The organism is Citrobacter braakii, from assembly GCF_009648935.1.
Taxonomy (GTDB): Bacteria; Pseudomonadota; Gammaproteobacteria; order Enterobacterales; family Enterobacteriaceae; genus Citrobacter; species Citrobacter braakii.
On sequence record NZ_CP045771.1, the window covers coordinates 946,586 to 966,608 of the forward strand.

The window sequence follows — 20,023 nt, forward strand, 5'->3', positions numbered from 1 at the left end:
TCGGAAGTCTGTTTTGAGATACTTCGGTCGGCGACTTTCACTCACACATACCAGCAAGTGGCGTCCCCTAGGGGATTCGAACCCCTGTTACCGCCGTGAAAGGGCGGTGTCCTGGGCCTCTAGACGAAGGGGACACTGAAGTCTCAATCGCAAGACGCCTTGCTATTTACTTTTCATCAGACAATCTGTGTGAGCACTACAAAGGTCGGTTCTTTAAGGTAAGGAGGTGATCCAACCGCAGGTTCCCCTACGGTTACCTTGTTACGACTTCACCCCAGTCATGAATCACAAAGTGGTAAGCGCCCTCCCGAAGGTTAAGCTACCTACTTCTTTTGCAACCCACTCCCATGGTGTGACGGGCGGTGTGTACAAGGCCCGGGAACGTATTCACCGTGGCATTCTGATCCACGATTACTAGCGATTCCGACTTCATGGAGTCGAGTTGCAGACTCCAATCCGGACTACGACATACTTTATGAGGTCCGCTTGCTCTCGCGAGGTCGCTTCTCTTTGTATATGCCATTGTAGCACGTGTGTAGCCCTACTCGTAAGGGCCATGATGACTTGACGTCATCCCCACCTTCCTCCAGTTTATCACTGGCAGTCTCCTTTGAGTTCCCGGCCGAACCGCTGGCAACAAAGGATAAGGGTTGCGCTCGTTGCGGGACTTAACCCAACATTTCACAACACGAGCTGACGACAGCCATGCAGCACCTGTCTCAGAGTTCCCGAAGGCACCAAAGCATCTCTGCTAAGTTCTCTGGATGTCAAGAGTAGGTAAGGTTCTTCGCGTTGCATCGAATTAAACCACATGCTCCACCGCTTGTGCGGGCCCCCGTCAATTCATTTGAGTTTTAACCTTGCGGCCGTACTCCCCAGGCGGTCGACTTAACGCGTTAGCTCCGGAAGCCACGCCTCAAGGGCACAACCTCCAAGTCGACATCGTTTACGGCGTGGACTACCAGGGTATCTAATCCTGTTTGCTCCCCACGCTTTCGCACCTGAGCGTCAGTCTTTGTCCAGGGGGCCGCCTTCGCCACCGGTATTCCTCCAGATCTCTACGCATTTCACCGCTACACCTGGAATTCTACCCCCCTCTACAAGACTCTAGCCTGCCAGTTTCGGATGCAGTTCCCAGGTTGAGCCCGGGGATTTCACATCCGACTTGACAGACCGCCTGCGTGCGCTTTACGCCCAGTAATTCCGATTAACGCTTGCACCCTCCGTATTACCGCGGCTGCTGGCACGGAGTTAGCCGGTGCTTCTTCTGCGAGTAACGTCAATTGCTGCGGTTATTAACCACAACACCTTCCTCCTCGCTGAAAGTACTTTACAACCCGAAGGCCTTCTTCATACACGCGGCATGGCTGCATCAGGCTTGCGCCCATTGTGCAATATTCCCCACTGCTGCCTCCCGTAGGAGTCTGGACCGTGTCTCAGTTCCAGTGTGGCTGGTCATCCTCTCAGACCAGCTAGGGATCGTCGCCTAGGTGAGCCGTTACCCCACCTACTAGCTAATCCCATCTGGGCACATCCGATGGCAAGAGGCCCGAAGGTCCCCCTCTTTGGTCTTGCGACGTTATGCGGTATTAGCTACCGTTTCCAGTAGTTATCCCCCTCCATCGGGCAGTTTCCCAGACATTACTCACCCGTCCGCCACTCGTCACCCAAGGAGCAAGCTCCTCTGTGCTACCGTTCGACTTGCATGTGTTAGGCCTGCCGCCAGCGTTCAATCTGAGCCATGATCAAACTCTTCAATTTAAGTTTGATGCTCGTGAATTAAACTTCGTAATGAATTACGTGTTCACTCAGAGACTTGGTATTCATTTTTCGTCTTGCGACGTTAAGAATCCGTATCTTCGAGTGCCCACACAGATTGTCTGATAAATTGTTAAAGAGCAGTGCCGCTTCGCTTTTTCTCAGCGGCGCGGGGTGTGCATATTACGCCATCCCGCCACAGAGTCAAGCGTTTATTTTCGCTTTTCTCCGCTGACCCGGCGGTTTGTAATCCGTTGTTCCGTGTCAGTGGAGGCGCATTATAGGGAGTTATTTCAGGCTGACAAGGGGAAATTTAAAATAACTTTCCGAGTGCGTGTTTTTTCAGCAAAACCACCATTAACATGCCATAAAATAAGCAAATTGCCGTTTTTGCAGCCGCAATAACACTTCCAGGTGGCATACTAATGAATAAGAAATAAAGTAAGGAAAACCATTCATGCCGTTAAATGCCCAACAGCTAGCCGCACAGAAAAACCTGTCCTACGTTCTGGCCGAAAAGCTGGCTCAGCGAATATTAAAAGGTGAATACGCACCGGGCGCTATATTGCCTGGCGAAATAGAGCTGGGTGATCAGTTTGGCGTGAGTCGTACCGCGGTAAGAGAAGCGGTAAAGACGTTAACGGCAAAAGGTATGGTATTACCGCGCCCGCGTATTGGTACACGCGTCATGCCGCAGGCAAACTGGAACTTCCTCGACCAGGAGCTGCTCACCTGGTGGATGACAGAAGATAATTTCTCTCAGGTCATTAAACATTTTCTGGTGATGCGTATCAGCCTGGAGCCTCAGGCGTGTTTACTGGCGGCGACTATAGGTACGGCAGAACAGAAAGCGCATCTCAACACGCTGATGGAAGAAATGGTCGAGCTGAAAAGGAACTTCAGACGCGAGCGTTGGATTGAGGTTGATATCGCCTGGCATGAACACATCTATGAAATGAGTGCGAACCCGTTCCTTATCTCCTTCGCGTCACTCTTCCATTCCGTTTACCAGACCTACTTTACCTCTATTACCTATAACGACGTGGTCAAGCTGGATTTACACCAGGCCATTGTCGACGCAATAGATGAGAGCGATGGCGATCGCGCCTTCGCTGCCTGTCAGGCATTGCTGATAGCACCGAACGTGCTACCGGATAAATAATATGTCAGAAAAGAAATCACGCAGTATGGCCGGGCTACCGTGGATAGCAGCCATGGCCTTTTTTATGCAGGCACTAGACGCCACGATCCTCAATACCGCCTTACCCGCAATAGCACACAGCCTTAACCGCTCTCCGCTCGCCATGCAGTCGGCCATTATCAGTTACACCCTGACGGTCGCGATGCTGATCCCGGTGAGTGGATGGCTGGCAGACAGGTTCGGTACCCGGCGCGTCTTTATGATAGCTGTTAGCCTGTTTACGCTGGGTTCGCTGGCCTGTGCGCTGTCCAGCTCCCTAAGCGAACTGGTGATTTTCCGCGTCATTCAGGGCATTGGCGGCGCCATGATGATGCCCGTTGCCCGTCTGGCATTATTACGTGCTTACCCCCGCAGCGAACTGCTTCCCGTGCTTAACTTCGTAACCATGCCTGGACTTGTGGGGCCGATTTTAGGTCCGGTATTGGGCGGTGTACTGGTCACGTGGGTCAGTTGGCACTGGATCTTCCTGATTAATATTCCAATTGGGGTTGCCGGTATCTTCTATGCCCGCAAATATATGCCGAACTTCACCACGCCGCGCCGCGGTTTTGATATGACCGGTTTCTTTCTGTTTGGTTTGAGCCTGGTGTTGTTTTCCAGCGGGGTAGAGCTGTTCGGTGAGAAGCTTGTCGAGACCTGGATAGCGCTCAGCATTATTCTTGCCAGCATTCTGTTACTGCTCGCCTACATTCGCCACGCGCGTCGTCACCCAACGCCGCTAATATCGCTTCCTATATTTAAGACCCGAACTTTTTCCGTCGGGATCGCCGGAAACCTTGCCACTCGTCTGGGTACAGGGTGCGTGCCCTTCTTAATGCCGCTGATGTTGCAGGTAGGCTTTGGATACCCGGCGCTGATAGCCGGTTGCATGATGGCGCCAACGGCGCTGGGATCAATACTGGCGAAATCAATGGTGACGCAGGTGCTGCGCCGGCTCGGCTACAGAACCACACTGGTGGGTGTTACGGTATTTATCGGCCTGATGATTGCGCAGTTCGCATTGCAATCTCCCGCCATGCCGGTCTGGATGTTGATCCTGCCGTTGTTCATTTTGGGTATGGCGATGTCCACCCAGTTTACCTCCATGAATACCATCACTCTGGCAGACCTGACCGATGAAAACGCCAGCAGCGGCAACAGTGTGCTGGCCGTTACTCAGCAGTTATCAATCAGTTTAGGGGTCGCCATCAGCGCTGCCGTTCTGCGTATCTATGAAGGTAGGGAAGGAACCAATACGGTCGAGCAGTTCCACTACACCTTTATGACGATGGGCGCTATCACGGTAGTGTCTGCGCTGATGTTCATGCTGCTAAAAGCAAAAGATGGACGTAATCTGATTAAAGAGCGACATAATCCTAAACCGACCCCCGCTCCATCAAAACAGGAGTAAGTTGCAGGCGCTGTTGCTGTAATGCGGGCTGCGCCATCCGGTGGATTAATACATCGATGGCTAGTTCGCCCAGTTCATCTTTTGGTTGATGGATGGTCGTCAGCGGCGGCGTCATATAGCGCGCCAGCTCGATATCATCATAACCCACCACCGCCATATCCTGCGGAATGCGCAATCCCGATTGGTACAGAGCCTGATACGCGCCAACCGCCATGGCATCATTGCCGGTAAAAACGGCCTGCGGTCGCTGTTTATGCGACAGCAACGTTTGCATAGCTTCAAAGCCGCCGCCGAACTCAAAGTCACCGGTAATCTCGTAACCTTCCGGGACAGGCAAACCCGCCCGCTTCATTGCCGCCCGATATCCTTCCAGACGTAAACGCGCCGGAGTTTTATCCAGCGGCCCGGTGATGCAGGCAATGCGCGTAAAACCTTTTTCGATAAGATGTTGAGTGGCTAAATCCCCGCCCAACAGGGAGTTATCCTGGATCAGATCGCTTTCACCATCAAAAGGCGACCAGTCCATCATGACGGTCGGTATAGAAGGATAGCGTTGCATGATCTCCCTGGAAGGTTGATGTGTTTCCGTGCAGAGCAGCAGCAAGCCGTCCACCCGTTTTTGCATTAACGTTTCCAGATTACGGTTCATGCGCTGTTCATCACCTTCGGTATTGCACAGCACCAGGCTGTAACCGCGTTCAAAACAACTACGTTCAACGCCGCGCACCAGCTCAGAATAAAAGGGATTAGTACTGGCAGTGATTAACATGCCAATAGTGTGGGTCTGGTTTAACTTGAGACTACGCGCCAGCGCTGAGGGCGCGTAGTTAAGCTCTTTAATCGCCGCTTCAACTTTGTCAGTGACAGACTCACTGACAAAGCGATCTTTATTAATGACGTGAGAAACCGTCGACGTGGAAACCCCCGCCAGGCGGGCGACGTCCTTCATTGTAGCCAAGCGTTACCTCTGTTGACTTAAAAACGCTTCTATTTCTTCGCGCCATGGAACGGAAGGCTGTGCGCCCTTACGGGTGACCGCAATCGCCGCAGCGGCATGTGCAAATCGGATAGCTTCAGGCAGCGGAGTCTCTTCCAGTAACGCTGTAATTAACGCGCCGTTAAAGGTATCCCCAGCGGCGATGGTATCAACGGCGTCCACTTTAAACCCTGGCACACGCTGACCTTCACCATTTACGCTGGCCCACACCCCGCGACTGCCTAAGGTAATCAGTACAGTATGGATCCCCTTCGCGTGCAATGCCTGCGCAGCTTTGGCCGCGTCTTCATCGTTTTCAACCCGGATCCCCGTGAGCTTTTCAGCCTCGGTTTCATTCGGGGTAATAATATCCACCAGCGCCAGCAGTTCGTCAGAAAGTTCACGTGCCGGGGCCGGGTTAAGGGCTACCGTGGTCTTATTTTGATGTGCAATCTTTGCCGCAGCCAGTACGCTTTCGATCGGCGACTCTAACTGCATCAGTAAGGCGGACGCCTGGGCAATACGCTCATGCTGAGCTTCCACCAGCGCAGGCGAAAGTGCCGCGTTCGCACCAGCATGAATGCCGATGACGTTCTCACCTTCACCATTCACAAAAATCAACGCCACACCGGTCGATTCCCCCGAAATTACGCTAATCGGCGCAATATCGATATTATCTTTAGCTAACTGTTTACGAACACTTTCGCCAATATCATCATCACCCGTACAGGCAATAAATGCGATATTCGCGCCACTACGCCCCGCAGCAACAGCCTGATTCGCGCCTTTACCACCAAATGCGACCTGATAATGGTTACCGGTTACGGTTTCACCAGGTGTCGGGAAAGAGTTAAGGTTGAGGATGTGATCGGCATTGATACTGCCAAGAACAACGAGGTTGCCTGCGGTTTTCATATTTGGTGTTCCAAGTCAAAGTGCGCCACCGGATTAGGGTGGCGCGTGCCCTGCTTTTCTTTTTACGCTTTCATCCCCAAAACCCGATACGGGGATGGCGTCTTTATGTCTCCATCAGGCCGCGAGCGACCTGAATCGGTATTACTGCTTGATGACCAGCTTCAGGTCAACCGGATATTTAGCCTGAACCTTCTCGCCTTTCAGGACTTTATCCGCAGTCTCAACGCCTTTCGCGCCGATCTGATCCGGCAGCTGAGCAATGGTCGCAGCCAGTTTGCCATCATTTACTGCTTTTTCGCCATCTGGAGTACCGTCAAATCCAACCACCATCACATCAGATTTACCCGCAGTTTGCAGTGCGCGCAGCGCACCCAACGCCATTTCATCGTTCTGGGCAAATACGGCCTGCACGTCAGGATGCGCGGTAAGCAGGTTCTGCATGACGTTCAGACCTTTGGTGCGGTCGAAGTCGGCCGGCTGGCTGGCCAGTACGTTAAATTTGTGTGCCGCAACAGCCTGCTGGAAACCTTCGCCACGCTCACGCGCCGCTGAAGTACCGGCAATACCCTGCAGTTCGATAACTTTCGCGCCTTCACCCGCTTTCTTCGCGATGTAATCGCCCGCAATCTTACCGCCCAGCACGTTATCAGATGCAATATGGCTTACTACTTCGCCTTTGGACGCAACGCGGTCAAGGGTGATAACCGGAATTTTCGCCTGGTTAGCCATCTTCACAGCGTTACCAACAGCATCGGAGTCCGTCGGGTTAATCAGCAGAATTTTAGTTCCACGAACTGTTAAATCCTGAACGTTAGCCAGCTCTTTCGCCGGGTTGTTCTGTGAGTCCAGAATCACCAGGTTGTAGCCCAGCTTATCGGCCTCTTTTTGCGCCCCATCCTTCAAAGAAACAAAGAACGGGTTGTTGAGGGTGGAGACCACCAGCGCAATGGTATCTTTCGCCATCGCATTCGCGCTCACGGTGGCGCTCAGCGCAACAGCAGAAATCAGGGTAGCCAGTTTTTTCATGTTCATATTTAAGATGTCCTGTAATCGTTGTTACTGCTTTTTGTTGTCTACCAGTACCGCCAGCAAAATCACCACCGCTTTGACGATCATCTGGTAATAGGAGGATACACCTAACAAATTCAAACCATTATTGAGGAAACCAAGAATCAATGCGCCGATCAGCGTCCCAACAATACGTCCTTTACCGCCCGCCAGGCTGGTACCACCTAACACCACCGCGGCGATAGCATCCAGCTCATAGCCAGTACCTGCCGTCGGTTGCGCAGAGGAGAGGCGCGCTACTTCAATGATGCCCGCCAGCGATGCCAGCAGACCACACAGGGAGTAAACGATAATTTTGATTTTACTTACGCTGATACCGGACAGGCGCGTTGCCGCTTCGTTACCGCCCAGCGCATAGATATAACGACCCAGACGAGTGTGGTGCAGCATGTACCACGCCGCGAGGAAGACAATCCCCATAATCCACACAGGCGTAGGGACGCCTAACGGACGACCAATACCAAACCAGCCAAACAGATCGGCATTGTCAGTAAACCCGGTATTAACCGGACTGCCGTTGGTGTATACCATGGTCACACCACGCAGCAGCAGCATCATCACCAGGGTCGCGATAAACGCCTGTACCCGGCCTTTCGCGACAATCACCCCGGTTACCGCGCCAATAGCAGCACCGAGCGCCAGGGCCGCAGCGACAGCCACCAGCGCATTGACTTCAATCCCTACAATGGAAGCCGCAACCGCACCGGTAAGCGCCAGCAAAGAACCGACAGACAGATCGATCCCCGACGTCAGGATAACCAGCGTCATGCCAACGGCCATGATGGCGTTCACCGACGTTTGCTGGAGGATGTTGAACAGGTTATTAACGGTAAAAAAGTTAGGGCTCATGGTGGAAACAATCGCGATCAGCACTAACAGAGCGATGAGCGACTTTTGCTCCAGAAGCCATGCTTTAGTGAAATAACGGCGACCAGAAACAGCCTGGGTAGTCATCTTTTTTACTCCTGATTCACGCGATTAAGCTTGCCCACAGCGGCAGCCATTAATACTTCCTGAGTGGCCTGCTCGCGAGTGAACTCACCGCCGAGATGCCCTTCATGCATAACGATAATTCGATCGCTCATGCCCAATACTTCTGGCATCTCAGAGGAGACCAGAATGATGCTCAGCCCATCGGCCTTAAACTGGTTGATAAGCTGATAGATTTCTTTTTTAGCCCCAACGTCAACGCCGCGCGTTGGTTCATCGAGGATCAGGACTTTTGGTCGGGTCATCAGACCGCGCGCAATCGCCACTTTCTGCTGATTACCGCCAGAAAGCAGACCGATAGCCTGTTCCATCGATGGCGTTTTAACATTGAACAGACGAATAAAATCACCTACCGCCTGCTGCTCGTCTTTATGTTTAAGGCTTCCACCAGCGCGACTGAAATAACGCAGCGCGGTTAGTGACATGTTCTCTTTCACCGACATGCCCAGCACTAAACCATCGCGTTTACGGTCTTCAGAAATATAGACGATGCCGTTAGCCAACCCATCCTGCGGCGAACGGGTGACCACTTCATGGCCATCAAGCGTGACGTAACCGCTGGTGCGCGGCAATGCGCCGTACAACACTTTCATCAGCTCGGTACGTCCGGCCCCCATCAGCCCCGATACGCCAAGGATCTCGCCTTTACGTAGCTTGAATGAAACATCGTTTACGCCAGGGCCGCACAGGTTATCGACCTTCAGGCGAATATCACCCGGCGCTTTTTCCAGGCGCGGGTATTGTTCTTCCAGCTTACGTCCCACCATCATTTCAATCAGCGAGTCTTCGGTCAGCGAGGCGACTTCACGCTCGGCAATAAACTGCCCGTCGCGAAAAACGGTCACGTCGTCACAAATCTCGAAGATCTCTTTCATGCGGTGAGAAATATAGACAATGCCGCGTCCCTGGGATTTCAGTTCGCGAATAACGCGGAACAGGGATTCGGTTTCGGTATCGGTGAGCGCATCCGTCGGTTCATCCATAATGATGACCTTCGATTCAAAGCTCAGCACTTTGGCAATTTCAACCATCTGCTGATCGCCAATCGACAGTTCACCGACCAGTCTGTCGCTTTTAAAGCGCAGATTCAGTTTGGCAAGCAGCAGATCGGCTTCGGCGTACATCTTCTTCCAGTCAATTTTGCCAAAGCGATTAACGAACTCACGGCCAAGAAAAATGTTCTCGGCGATAGTGAGTTGCGGGATCAAATTCAGCTCCTGGTGGATGATACCGATTCCGGCTTCCTGGGAGGATTTAGGGCCGTTAAAGGTGGTCTCTTTTCCCAACCACAATAAAGAACCGGCATCACGGGTATAGATCCCGGTCAGCACTTTCATCATGGTGGATTTGCCCGCGCCGTTTTCGCCCACCAGCGCCATTACGCGGCCTGGGTAGACATTCAGCGCGGCGCCGGATAGCGCTTTTACGCCCGGGAACGCTTTATCGATCCCTTTGAGTTGCAGTAATGCGTTCATGATGGCCTCAGAACGTGACGCCAGCACAGAGAATGATATTCGCATACGGAGAACACTCTCCGCTGCGAATTACCGCCTGACTGTCTGCGGTTTGTTTTTTGAATTGTTCATGCGTGGTGTAACGAATTTCTATGGTGTTTCCCTGGTGTTGTTGCAGTTGCTCAATGTGGCTGAGCAACGTTTCGTGGAGTTGCGGATTATGTTGTTTAATTTCCGTCGCGAGAATGGCCGCCTCGACCTGCATTTCACGTGTCACCACATCCAGTACCTGCATAAAAGAAGGTACGCCCTGGGTTAATGCCATATCGATACGCGTTGTGCTATTCGGGATGGGTAAACCTGCATCACACACCACCAGCGTATCGGTATGCCCCAGACGGGAGATCACCGATGAAATTTCAGAGTTGAGTACCGTGCCTTTCTTCATTTTCTTTCCCCACTAGCGAAACGTTTCGCTGAAGATAAGTGTAGAGCGAAGAGTGGACATAAAACCACCGCGAAGTTACGAAAATGTGATCGCCATCGAAACGTTTCGCAAGGATTATCATTCGATGAAATGAAAACTGGGAGGGACAAAACAAAACGCCCCCTTTCGCGATGAAAGAGGGCGTCGATGAGATTAAATCTCGACCTGAGTACCGAGCTCAATAACCCGGTTCGGTGGGATTTCAAACTGGTCCGGGGCGCGCAGCGCATTGCGTTGTAGTAGCAGATACAGCTTGCCGCGCAGACGCAGATACCATGGTCGTTTTCCAACAATCAACGACTCGTGCGACATGAAGAACGAGGTTTCCATCATCCGACAGCTTAAGCCTTCCAGACCGCAGCGATGGAACACTTCTTCAACGTTCGGCGTTTCGCGCCAACCGTAGCTGGCCACCACGCGCCAGAAGGTGGGCGATAACTGCTCAATCTGCACCCTACGCACATTGTGAACATATGGCGCATCTTCCGTGCGCAGCGTCAGCAGAATAACGCGTTCATGCAGAACCTTGTTATGTTTGAGGTTATGCAGTAGCGCAAACGGGATGACGTTCAATGCACGAGACATGTACACCGCCGTTCCCGGCACGCGTACCGGTGGTGATTTCTCCAGAGAGGCAATCATCGCCTCCAGAGAGTTGCCGTGCTCATGCATGCGACGCAGCAGACGGAAACGCTCGCTTTTCCAGGTAGTCATGATGGTGAACATCACCAGACCCAGCGTCAGAGGCAGCCAACCGCCGGAAATCAGTTTATCGAGGTTCGCGGAGAACAGCGGAACATCGACGCACAAGAACGCCACCAGGATCAGGAAGACGAAGTATTTATTCCAGTGCCAGTTTTTGCGCGCCACGGTGGTCGACAGAATTGAGGTCAGCACCATCGTCCCCGTCACCGCAATCCCGTACGCCGCAGCCAGATTGCTGGAGTGTTCAAAGCTCACAATCACAATAACCACTGCAAAATAGAGCATCCAGTTAACGAAAGGAATGTAGATCTGTCCCGATTCCATTTCCGAGGTATGGATGATACGCATCGGCGATAAATACCCCAGACGCACGGCCTGACGCGTCAGTGAGAAGACGCCGGAGATAACCGCCTGTGAAGCGATAACCGTTGCCAGCGCGGCGAGGATCAGGAGCGGTATCAACGCCCAGTCCGGCGCCAGCAGGAAGAACGGGTTTTTTATCGCTTCAGGATGCTTTAACAGCAACGCCCCCTGACCAAAATAGTTGAGTACCAGCGAAGGCAATACCACGGAGAACCATGCCAGGCGAATCGGCAACTTACCAAAGTGGCCCATATCCGCATACAGCGCTTCAACACCGGTAATCGACAACACCACCGCACCCAGCGCAATAAAGGACAACGTTTTGAATTCGAGGAAGAAATGCACCGCCCAATATGGATTGAGCGCCTGCAGCACTTCCGGATTGCCAATAATACTGCGCACGCCTAACACCGCCAGCGTCAGGAACCACAACAGCATAATCGGCGCAAACAGCTTACCGACCATGCCGGTACCGTGTTTTTGAATCAAAAACAGCAGGGTCAGTACGATTATCGAGAGCGGAACAATCCAGGTATCCAGTTGCGGGGCAATGATCTCCAGACCTTCAATCGCCGACATCACCGAGATAGCAGGCGTTATCACCACTTCTCCATAGAAGAAGCTGCCGCCAATCAACCCCATAATCACCAGCATGGAGGTTGTTCGTGCTGAAGTATTACGCCCGGCCAATGACATCAGCGTCAGGATCCCGCCTTCTCCGGCGTTATCCGCGCGCATGACAAACGTCAGGTATTTAATGGAGACAACAAAGATCAGCAGCCAGAAAATCAGCGAGAGAAAGCCAAATACGGCGTCACGTTCAACGCCAAAACCAAACTGGCCGGACAAACATTCACGAAGCGTATAAAGTGGGCTGGTACCAATATCACCGTAGACAACCCCAATGGCCGCAAGGGTAATCGCAGACAATGATTGTTTATTATCAGTGCTCATAGACTCGTCTTTCGTTTATACACATCATCTTTCAAGCTACCTCCGCGTGGGCTGCATTCGTTATTCCCCCCATCCCAGAAGAAAACTCCATTGCCGCCTTGGTGCAGCTTGATTGATTTGGTGTATATATAAGAAATGTGTGCGTCGTCCCTTGGCCCACAAAAAGGCGCACAGTATGCACGATTAATCGCAAAATCGTACCCCTAAATGAGACCAGATTAATCTGGCTCAAAGAAAAATAAGCGCACCTTCAGTCTATTACTGCACTGGTGTGAAGCATCTATACTCGCTGTTTATGCAGTACATTTGGCGAAAGGACGCCACTTCATTATGGCTCACCCACATTTATTAGCGGAAAGAATTTCCCGTCTGAGCAATGCGCTGGAAAAGGGACTTTATGAACGTAGCCACGCCATTCGTCTGTGTCTGCTGGCTGCACTTAGCGGCGAGAGCGTTTTCTTATTAGGTCCTCCCGGGATCGCGAAAAGCTTAATTGCCCGCAGACTGAAATTTGCCTTTCAAAATGCTCGCGCCTTCGAATATCTGATGACGCGCTTCTCTACGCCGGAAGAGGTTTTCGGCCCGCTGTCCATTCAGGCGTTAAAAGACGAAGGTCGCTATGAACGCTTAACGGCAGGCTATCTCCCTGAAGCTGAAATCGTCTTTCTCGATGAAATCTGGAAGGCGGGACCGGCGATTCTTAACACCCTGCTGACCGCCATCAACGAACGCCACTTCCGCAACGGCGCGCATGAAGAGAAAATCCCGATGCGCCTGCTGGTGGCAGCCTCCAACGAACTGCCTGAAGCAGACAGCAGCCTGGAAGCGCTGTACGACCGTATGCTGATTCGTCTGTGGCTGGATAAAGTCCAGGACAAGGCCAACTTCCGCTCGATGCTGTTAAGTCAGCAGGATGAAAGCGACAATCCGGTCCCGGCATCGTTACAGGTAACGGATGAAGAGTATTACCAGTGGCAAAAGGACATTGGCGCCATCACGCTTCCCGATCGCGTGTTTGAGCTTATTTTCATGCTGCGCCAGCAGCTGGACACGCTACCGAATGCCCCCTACGTGTCCGATCGTCGCTGGAAAAAAGCCATTCGCTTGCTCCAGGCCAGCGCCTTCTTTAGCGGACGTGATGCGGTAGTTCCCATCGATCTGATCCTGCTGAAAGATTGCCTGTGGTACGACGCACAAAGTCTGAATCTGATGCAGCAGCAGCTGGAAATATTGATGACCGGACACGCATGGCAACAGCAAGCCATGCTGACCCGTCTGGGCAGTATTGTGCAGCGCCGCATTCAGCTCCAGCAGCAGCAAAGCGATAAAACAGCATTCACCGTGATCCGTCAGGGCGGCATGTTCAGCCGTCGTCCTCATTATGATTTACCGCCGGAAGCCACGTCTTCCGTCGTGACATTATTACTGCAAAAGCCCTTAAAGCTGCATGATATGGAAGTTATCCACATTGCTTTCGAACGTAGTGCGCTGGAACTGTGGTTAACCAAAGGTGGTGAGATCCGCGGAAAATTAAACGGCATTGGTTTTGCCCAGACGCTGAACATGGAAGTGGATAGCGCGCAGCACCTGGTTGTACGCGACGTCAGCTTACAAGGCTCTCGCCTGGCATTGCCCGGTACATCACAAGAGAGTATGCCCGCAGAAATAAAACAGGAGCTTGAAGCGCTCGATAACGAGTGGCATCAGCAGCACAGCGCATTTAGCGAGCAGCAAAAATGTCTGTTTATTCATAGCGACTGGTTAGGCCGCATTGAGGCCAGCCTGCAGGATGTCGGGGCACAAATCCGCCAGGCGCAACAATGCTGACCCTTGATACGCTCAACATCATGCTGGCAGTCAGTGAAGAAGCGATGATCGAAGAGATGATCGTCGCCCTGCTGGCTTCTCCAAAGATGGTGGTATTTTTTAACAAATTCCCTCGCCTTAAAAAAGCGATCACTGACGATATTCCCCGCTGGCGTGAATCTTTGCGTAGCCGCCTCAAAGATACCCATGTACCGCCGGAGTTAGCGGAAGAGGTTATATGCTATCAACAAAGCCAGCTCCTCTCTCATGCGCAGTTTATCGTCCAGCTACCGCAAATATTGTCGCTATTACACCACCTCCATTCGCCATGGGCCGGACAAGCGCAGCAGTTGGTCAATGACAACAGCGCGTTTACGCCTGCCCTACATACGCTTTTTCTCCAGCGCTGGCGCCTGAGCCTGGTGGTGCAAACCACAACGCTGAATCAGCAACTGCTGGAAGAAGAGCGCGAGCATTTGCTCAGTGAAGTACAGGAACGGATGACCCTTAGCGGGCAACTGGAACCCGTACTGGCAGAAAATGACAACGCCGCAGGCCGGTTGTGGGATATGAGCGCAGGTCAAATCAAGCGCGGTGATTATCAGTTGATGGTGAAATATGGCGAATTCCTGACGCAACAACCTGAACTCCAGCGTCTGGCTGAGCAGTTAGGCCGTTCCAGAGAAGCGAAATCCGTACCGCGTAAAGATGCGCCAATGGAAACCTTCCGTACCCTGGTGCGCGAACCGGCAACCGTCCCGGAGCAAGTAGATGGCATCCAGCAAAGCGACGATATCCTGCGCCTGCTGCCGCCGGAACTGGCCACGCTGGGCATTACCGAACTGGAATACGAGTTCTACCGACGACTGGTGGAAAAGCAGTTGTTGACCTATCGCCTGCACGGCGAAGCATGGCGTGAGAAAGTCACGGAACGCCCCGTGGTGCATCAGGATTTTGACGAGCAACCGCGCGGACCGTTTATCGTCTGCGTTGATACTTCGGGATCGATGGGCGGGTTTAATGAGCAGTGTGCGAAAGCCTTTTGCCTGGCGCTAATGCGCGTCGCCCTTGCCGATAACCGACGCTGTTTCATCATGCTGTTTTCAACAGAAGTAGTGCGCTATGAGCTATCCGGCCCGGAGGGCATCGAACAGGCGATCCGTTTTTTAAGTCAGCGCTTTCGCGGTGGTACCGATATTGCCAGCTGTTTTCGCGCCATTACTGAGCGCATGCAGGGTCGGGAATGGTTTGATGCTGATGCGGTGGTGATCTCAGATTTTATCGCTCAGCGATTACCCGATGAGGTTGTCAGCAAAGTGGGGGAATTACAGCGGGTGCACCAGCACCGTTTTCACGCGGTGGCGATGTCAGCACATGGTAAACCCGGTATCATGCGCATTTTCGATCATATCTGGCGCTTTGATACCGGGATGCGAAGCCGCCTGCTCAGACGCTGGCGGCGTTAATTCTTACAACAGAGAGGCGACGCTTTCACGTACCTGTGCCGGCCATACGCCACACTGAACCTGACCAATGTGTGGTAATTGCAGCAACAGCATGGTCAGACGCGACTGCCCAATTCCTCCACCAATCGTCTGTGGCATTTCACCGCGCAGCAGCGCCTGGTGCCATTCCAGACTCAGACGATCTTCATCTCCGGTCAGAGACAGCTGATGTTTCAGAGCGTCAGCATCCACACGGATCCCCATAGAAGACAGCTCAAACGCATCTTCCAGTACCGGGTTCCAGACCAGAATATCACCGTTCAGACCGGCGTGACCCAGCTCGGACGCTGAACTCCAGTCATCATAATCCGGCGCACGTACATCATGGCGGTGACCGTCGCTGAGCTTGCCGCCGATCCCCACCAGGAATACCGCGCCCAGCTCTTTAGCGATCGCACGTTCACGACCTTTTGCGTCAAGACCCGGATAACGAGATAACAGTTCCTGGCTATGAACAAAGTGGATCTGCTCTGGCAGGAACGGTGCCAGACCAAACTCTTTGCTCACCGCAGCTTCGGTAGCCTTAATTCCCGCCCAGATAGCCTCTACCGTGCTTTTCAGAGTGGAGAATTGACGCTCGCCGTCGCCCATCACGCGCTCCCAGTCCCACTGGTCAACATACACTGAGTGCAGTGGGGAAAGGCGATCTTCATCAGGACGCAGGGCCTTCATATGCGTGTACAGCCCTTCGCCTGCGCTAAAGTCGTGTTGTCCTAATGTTTGACGCTTCCACTTCGCCAGTGAATGAACCACTTCGAATTGAGCGTCTGGCAATGCTTTAACCTTCACCTGCACCGCTTTTTCACAGCCCGACAAGTTATCTTGCGTGCCATCTCCTACGCGGCTGAGGATCGGAGCCTGAACTTCGATCAGACCTAAACGCTCTTCCAGCTGACGAGAAAAATGAGATTTTACGAAGCTAATTTGACGTTGTTTGGCAATGTAAGCGGTTTTCATTATGTGTACTCCTGTGTCCTGTTGCCTATGATTAAGCAACAGAATGTAGGTAATATTCAATAATCAACAAACAAAAAGCCGTCTTCGATTTTGATTCGTTAAAATTAACGTCTAAAATAGAGGGAATCATTAATCTACATAAGAAAAACCTATGGAAAATTATCAGATCGACAATCTGGACCGCGGCATTCTTGACGCCCTGATGGAAAATGCCCGAACGGCCTATGCCGAATTGGCCAAACAGTTCGGCGTTAGCCCGGGGACAATTCACGTTCGCGTAGAGAAGATGAAGCAGGCCGGGATTATTACCGGCGCGCGGATTGATGTTAGTCCCAAACAGTTGGGCTATGACGTCGGCTGCTTTATCGGCATCATCCTGAAAAGTGCGAAAGACTATCCGTCAGCGTTGGCCAGACTGGAAAGCCTCGATGAGGTGACCGAAGCGTATTACACCACCGGGCACTACAGCATCTTTATAAAGGTGATGTGCAAGTCGATCGACGCGTTACAGCAGGTACTTATCAACAAGATCCAAACAATTGATGAAATTCAGTCCACGGAGACCCTGATCGTCCTGCAAAACCCGATCATGCGTACCATCAAGCCATGATCGCTTTTTTTAATCCCCTATTTTTCCACAGGTAGATCCCAGCTCGCTCACAGCGTACAATACGCCCTCTTTATAAAGGTGGGCGATCATGGCAGAAATCACTCTTATCAGCGGCAGCACGCTTGGCAGTGCGGAATATGTAGCAGAGCATCTGGCTGAAAAACTGGACGACGCGGGTTTTTCCAGCGAAATACTGCATGGGCCAATGCTTGAAGAGGTCCCGACTGATGGGATCTGGCTGATTATTAGCTCCACGCACGGTGCGGGAGACATCCCTGACAACCTGCAGCCTTTATATGATGCCTTATGCGAGCAAAAACCGGACCTTTCACAAGTGCACTTTGGTGCAATCGGGATCGGCAGTCGTGAATATGACACCTTTTGCGGCGCAATCGACAAGCTGGAAGCCGAACTGAAAGCCTGCGGGGCAAAACAGATCGGCGAAACGCTCAGGATCAACGTACTGGAACATGAAATTCCGGAAGATCCGGCTGAAATTTGGCTGGGATCCTGGCATCCATTGCTCAGAGATTTGTAAAGATCGTACTTTTTTATGTGGATAACTCTGGTTAAAAGCTTGGATCAACCGGTAGTTATCCCAAGAACAACCGTTGTTCAGTTTTTGAGTTGTGTATAACCCTTCATTCTGCTCCCAGCTTATACGGGCCAGGATCACCGATCATTCACAGCTAATGATCCTCAACAACCTGTTGATCTTATTCAAAGGATCGCCCTTATCCACAGAAAGTTGCGATCCTAATAAGAGATCACAATAAAACAGATCTCTAAATAAAAAGATCTTCTTTTTAATACCCAGGATCCCAGGGCTTTCTCGATCGACTAAAGTTGAGTAGAATCCACGGCCCGGGCTTCAATCCACTTTCACACCGCGTTATGCGAGGCAATTACCATGTTTTATCAGGATCCTTTTGACGTCATCATCATTGGCGGGGGTCATGCAGGCACCGAGGCCGCAATGGCCGCGGCGCGAATGGGTCAACAGACTCTGCTTTTGACACACAATATCGACACTCTGGGACAGATGAGCTGCAACCCGGCGATCGGCGGTATTGGGAAGGGACACCTGGTAAAAGAAGTGGATGCGCTTGGTGGGTTGATGGCAAAAGCGATCGACCATGCAGGTATCCAGTTTAGGATACTAAACGCCAGCAAAGGGCCAGCCGTTCGTGCTACCCGAGCTCAGGCCGACCGTGTGCTCTATCGCCAGGCAGTACGCACCGCACTCGAGAATCAACCCAATCTGATGATCTTCCAACAGGCAGTTGAAGATCTGATTGTTGAAAACGATCGTGTTGTGGGTGCAGTGACCCAAATGGGACTGAAGTTCCGTGCCAAAGCGGTTGTGTTAACCGTAGGGACTTTTCTTGACGGCAAAATTCATATTGGTCTGGACAACTACAGCGGCGGCCGTGCTGGCGATCCGCCGTCTATCCCGCTGTCACGCCGTCTGCGTGAACTGCCGTTACGCGTCAGCCGCCTGAAAACCGGTACGCCGCCGCGTATCGATGCACGCACTATTGATTTCAGCGTGCTCGGCCAGCAAAACAGCGATAACCCGATGCCGGTCTTCTCATTCCTGGGCGATGCTTCTCAACATCCGCGTCAGATGCCGTGTTACATCACTCATACCAATGAGAGAACCCATGACGTGATCCGCAATAACCTCGATCGTAGCCCGATGTACGCTGGCGTGATCGAAGGTATCGGTCCGCGCTACTGCCCGTCGATCGAAGACAAAGTGATGCGCTTTGCCGATCGTAATCAGCATCAGATCTTCCTCGAACCGGAAGGACTCACGTCTAACGAAATTTATCCGAATGGTATCTCCACCAGCTTGCCGTTCGATGTGCAGATGCAAATTGTCCGCTCCATGCAGGGAATGGAAAATGCCAGAATCGTCCGTCCTGGCTACGCGATTGAGTATGATTTCTTCGATCCGCGCGACCTGAAACCCACTCTGGAAAGCAAATTCATCCAGGGTCTGTTCTTTGCGGGCCAGATTAACGGTACTACCGGTTACGAAGAAGCTGCCGCGCAAGGGATGCTGGCGGGTCTGAACGCCGCACGCTTGTCTGCTGAGAAAGACGGCTGGGCGCCGCGTCGCGATCAGGCTTATCTTGGTGTACTGGTGGACGATCTGTGTACGCTTGGCACCAAAGAACCGTACCGCATGTTCACCTCACGCGCAGAATACCGTTTGATGCTGCGCGAAGATAACGCCGACCTGCGTCTGACCGAAATTGGTCGCGAACTGGGTCTGGTGGACGACGAGCGCTGGGCTCGTTTCAACGAGAAGCTGGAGCGTATCGAACAGGAACGTCAGCGTCTCAAATCAACCTGGGTAAATCCGTTAGCGGAATCTGCAGCAGAAGTGAATGCTCACCTGGCTACGCCTTTGTCACGTGAAGCCAGCGGTGAAGATCTCCTGCGTCGCCCGGATATGACCTATGCTCAGTTGACCTCTTTATCTGCGTTTGCACCAGCGCTTGACGATGCTCAGGCCGCGGAACAGGTTGAGATTCAGGTGAAATACGAAGGGTATATCGCCCGTCAGCAGGAAGAAATCGAAAGACAACAGCGTAATGAGAACACCCTGTTGCCTGCAACGCTGGATTATCGTCAGGTCTCAGGCTTGTCGAATGAAGTTATCGCCAAGCTGAACGATCACAAACCGGTATCAATCGGCCAGGCATCGCGTATTTCTGGCGTAACGCCTGCCGCCATTTCCATTCTGCTGGTATGGCTGAAGAAACAAGGTATGCTGCGCCGCAGCGCTTGATAACACTATTTTGGCGGCGGGCGCTTCGCCTGCCCGCCCTACAAATTTGTAGTCCCGATAAGCTATAGCGCATCGGGAAATTGA

General features: G+C 52.3%; 15 protein-coding genes, 1 tRNA gene and 1 rRNA gene. 7 read left to right on the forward strand and 10 right to left on the reverse strand.

Annotated features, from left to right (window positions below; all coding sequences use genetic code 11):
- Positions 1 to 58: 58 nt before the first annotated feature.
- Positions 59 to 134, reverse strand: a tRNA-Glu gene (locus tag GFC06_RS04340).
- Between the two features lie 85 nt (positions 135 to 219).
- A 16S ribosomal RNA gene (locus GFC06_RS04345) occupies positions 220 to 1,761 on the reverse strand.
- A 454-nt stretch (positions 1,762 to 2,215) separates the two neighbouring features.
- Between GFC06_RS04345 and GFC06_RS04350 the strand changes: the two genes are divergently transcribed.
- Entirely contained in the window at positions 2,216 to 2,920 is a 705-nt protein-coding gene (locus GFC06_RS04350; RefSeq protein WP_016157828.1) for a FadR/GntR family transcriptional regulator, read from the forward strand.
- A 1-nt stretch (position 2,921) separates the two neighbouring features.
- Positions 2,922 to 4,349, forward strand: coding sequence for a multidrug transporter subunit MdtD (mdtD, locus tag GFC06_RS04355; protein WP_153689864.1), 1,428 nt, complete (start codon positions 2,922 to 2,924; stop codon positions 4,347 to 4,349).
- Here the strand turns inward: mdtD and rbsR are convergent.
- The 7 genes from rbsR to kup form a co-directional block, all read right to left on the reverse strand.
- Positions 4,315 to 5,307, reverse strand: coding sequence for a ribose operon transcriptional repressor RbsR (rbsR, locus tag GFC06_RS04360; RefSeq protein WP_016155093.1), 993 nt, complete (start codon positions 5,305 to 5,307; stop codon positions 4,315 to 4,317). The genes mdtD and rbsR overlap by 35 nt on opposite strands.
- 3 nt (positions 5,308 to 5,310) lie before the next feature.
- Positions 5,311 to 6,240, reverse strand: coding sequence for a ribokinase (rbsK, locus tag GFC06_RS04365; protein WP_016157826.1), 930 nt, complete (start codon positions 6,238 to 6,240; stop codon positions 5,311 to 5,313).
- A gap of 141 nt (positions 6,241 to 6,381) precedes the next feature.
- Complete coding sequence (gene rbsB, locus GFC06_RS04370; RefSeq protein WP_016155091.1) at positions 6,382 to 7,272, reverse strand: ribose ABC transporter substrate-binding protein RbsB; 891 nt, start codon at positions 7,270 to 7,272, stop codon at positions 6,382 to 6,384.
- A 24-nt stretch (positions 7,273 to 7,296) separates the two neighbouring features.
- Positions 7,297 to 8,262 (reverse strand): ribose ABC transporter permease, encoded by a 966-nt coding sequence (gene rbsC, locus GFC06_RS04375; protein ID WP_003023762.1) that lies wholly within the window; start codon positions 8,260 to 8,262, stop codon positions 7,297 to 7,299.
- Positions 8,263 to 8,267: 5 nt separating this feature from the next.
- Positions 8,268 to 9,773 carry a ribose ABC transporter ATP-binding protein RbsA gene (gene rbsA, locus GFC06_RS04380; protein WP_153689865.1) on the reverse strand — a complete coding sequence of 502 codons (1,506 nt, stop codon included), beginning with the start codon at positions 9,771 to 9,773 and terminating at the stop codon, positions 8,268 to 8,270.
- Between the two features lie 7 nt (positions 9,774 to 9,780).
- Complete coding sequence (gene rbsD / locus GFC06_RS04385; RefSeq protein WP_016155090.1) at positions 9,781 to 10,200, reverse strand: D-ribose pyranase; 420 nt, start codon at positions 10,198 to 10,200, stop codon at positions 9,781 to 9,783.
- A gap of 192 nt (positions 10,201 to 10,392) precedes the next feature.
- Positions 10,393 to 12,261 (reverse strand): low affinity potassium transporter Kup, encoded by a 1,869-nt coding sequence (gene kup, locus GFC06_RS04390; RefSeq protein WP_003023768.1) that lies wholly within the window; start codon positions 12,259 to 12,261, stop codon positions 10,393 to 10,395.
- 330 nt (positions 12,262 to 12,591) lie between these two features.
- Between kup and ravA the strand changes: the two genes are divergently transcribed.
- Together ravA and viaA are read left to right on the forward strand one after the other, a co-directional pair.
- Positions 12,592 to 14,088: an ATPase RavA gene (gene ravA / locus GFC06_RS04395; RefSeq protein WP_047358450.1), complete on the forward strand. Its 1,497-nt coding sequence runs from the start codon at positions 12,592 to 12,594 to the stop codon at positions 14,086 to 14,088.
- Entirely contained in the window at positions 14,082 to 15,533 is a 1,452-nt protein-coding gene (viaA, locus tag GFC06_RS04400; RefSeq protein ID WP_016155088.1) for an ATPase RavA stimulator ViaA, read from the forward strand. Before ravA ends, viaA begins: the two co-directional genes overlap by 7 nt.
- Positions 15,534 to 15,536: 3 nt before the next feature.
- Here the strand turns inward: viaA and asnA are convergent, their stop codons facing one another.
- Positions 15,537 to 16,529 carry an aspartate--ammonia ligase gene (asnA, locus tag GFC06_RS04405; protein ID WP_016155087.1) on the reverse strand — a complete coding sequence of 331 codons (993 nt, stop codon included), beginning with the start codon at positions 16,527 to 16,529 and terminating at the stop codon, positions 15,537 to 15,539.
- 151 nt (positions 16,530 to 16,680) lie between these two features.
- On the opposite strand from asnA, the gene asnC reads away from it, so the two are divergent.
- The 3 genes from asnC (at position 16,681) to mnmG (ending at position 19,939) form a co-directional block, all read left to right on the forward strand.
- A complete protein-coding gene (gene asnC / locus GFC06_RS04410; RefSeq protein ID WP_003023780.1) occupies positions 16,681 to 17,139 on the forward strand; it encodes a transcriptional regulator AsnC in 459 nt (152 codons plus the stop codon).
- Positions 17,140 to 17,227: 88 nt separating this feature from the next.
- A complete protein-coding gene (mioC, locus tag GFC06_RS04415; protein ID WP_016155086.1) occupies positions 17,228 to 17,677 on the forward strand; it encodes an FMN-binding protein MioC in 450 nt (149 codons plus the stop codon).
- A 372-nt stretch (positions 17,678 to 18,049) separates the two neighbouring features.
- Positions 18,050 to 19,939, forward strand: a complete 1,890-nt coding sequence (gene mnmG, locus GFC06_RS04420) for a tRNA uridine-5-carboxymethylaminomethyl(34) synthesis enzyme MnmG (protein ID WP_016155085.1) — start codon at positions 18,050 to 18,052, stop codon at positions 19,937 to 19,939.
- The last annotated feature ends 84 nt before the right edge of the window (positions 19,940 to 20,023 follow it).

Bases quoted from the DNA above. Each gene is read 5' to 3' on its own strand.
- GFC06_RS04350 (WP_016157828.1), top strand. From the start codon at position 2,216: ATGCCGTTAAATGCCCAACAGCTAGCCGCACAGAAAAACCTGTCCTAC.
- mdtD (WP_153689864.1), top strand. From the start codon at position 2,922: ATGTCAGAAAAGAAATCACGCAGTATGGCCGGGCTACCGTGGATAGCA.
- rbsK (WP_016157826.1), bottom strand. From the start codon at position 6,240: ATGAAAACCGCAGGCAACCTCGTTGTTCTTGGCAGTATCAATGCCGAT.
- rbsB (WP_016155091.1), bottom strand. From the start codon at position 7,272: ATGAACATGAAAAAACTGGCTACCCTGATTTCTGCTGTTGCGCTGAGC.
- rbsC (WP_003023762.1), bottom strand. From the start codon at position 8,262: ATGACTACCCAGGCTGTTTCTGGTCGCCGTTATTTCACTAAAGCATGG.
- rbsA (WP_153689865.1), bottom strand. From the start codon at position 9,773: ATGAACGCATTACTGCAACTCAAAGGGATCGATAAAGCGTTCCCGGGC.
- rbsD (WP_016155090.1), bottom strand. From the start codon at position 10,200: ATGAAGAAAGGCACGGTACTCAACTCTGAAATTTCATCGGTGATCTCC.
- kup (WP_003023768.1), bottom strand. From the start codon at position 12,261: ATGAGCACTGATAATAAACAATCATTGTCTGCGATTACCCTTGCGGCC.
- ravA (WP_047358450.1), top strand. From the start codon at position 12,592: ATGGCTCACCCACATTTATTAGCGGAAAGAATTTCCCGTCTGAGCAAT.
- viaA (WP_016155088.1), top strand. From the start codon at position 14,082: ATGCTGACCCTTGATACGCTCAACATCATGCTGGCAGTCAGTGAAGAA.
- asnA (WP_016155087.1), bottom strand. From the start codon at position 16,529: ATGAAAACCGCTTACATTGCCAAACAACGTCAAATTAGCTTCGTAAAA.
- asnC (WP_003023780.1), top strand. From the start codon at position 16,681: ATGGAAAATTATCAGATCGACAATCTGGACCGCGGCATTCTTGACGCC.
- mioC (WP_016155086.1), top strand. From the start codon at position 17,228: ATGGCAGAAATCACTCTTATCAGCGGCAGCACGCTTGGCAGTGCGGAA.
- mnmG (WP_016155085.1), top strand. From the start codon at position 18,050: ATGTTTTATCAGGATCCTTTTGACGTCATCATCATTGGCGGGGGTCAT.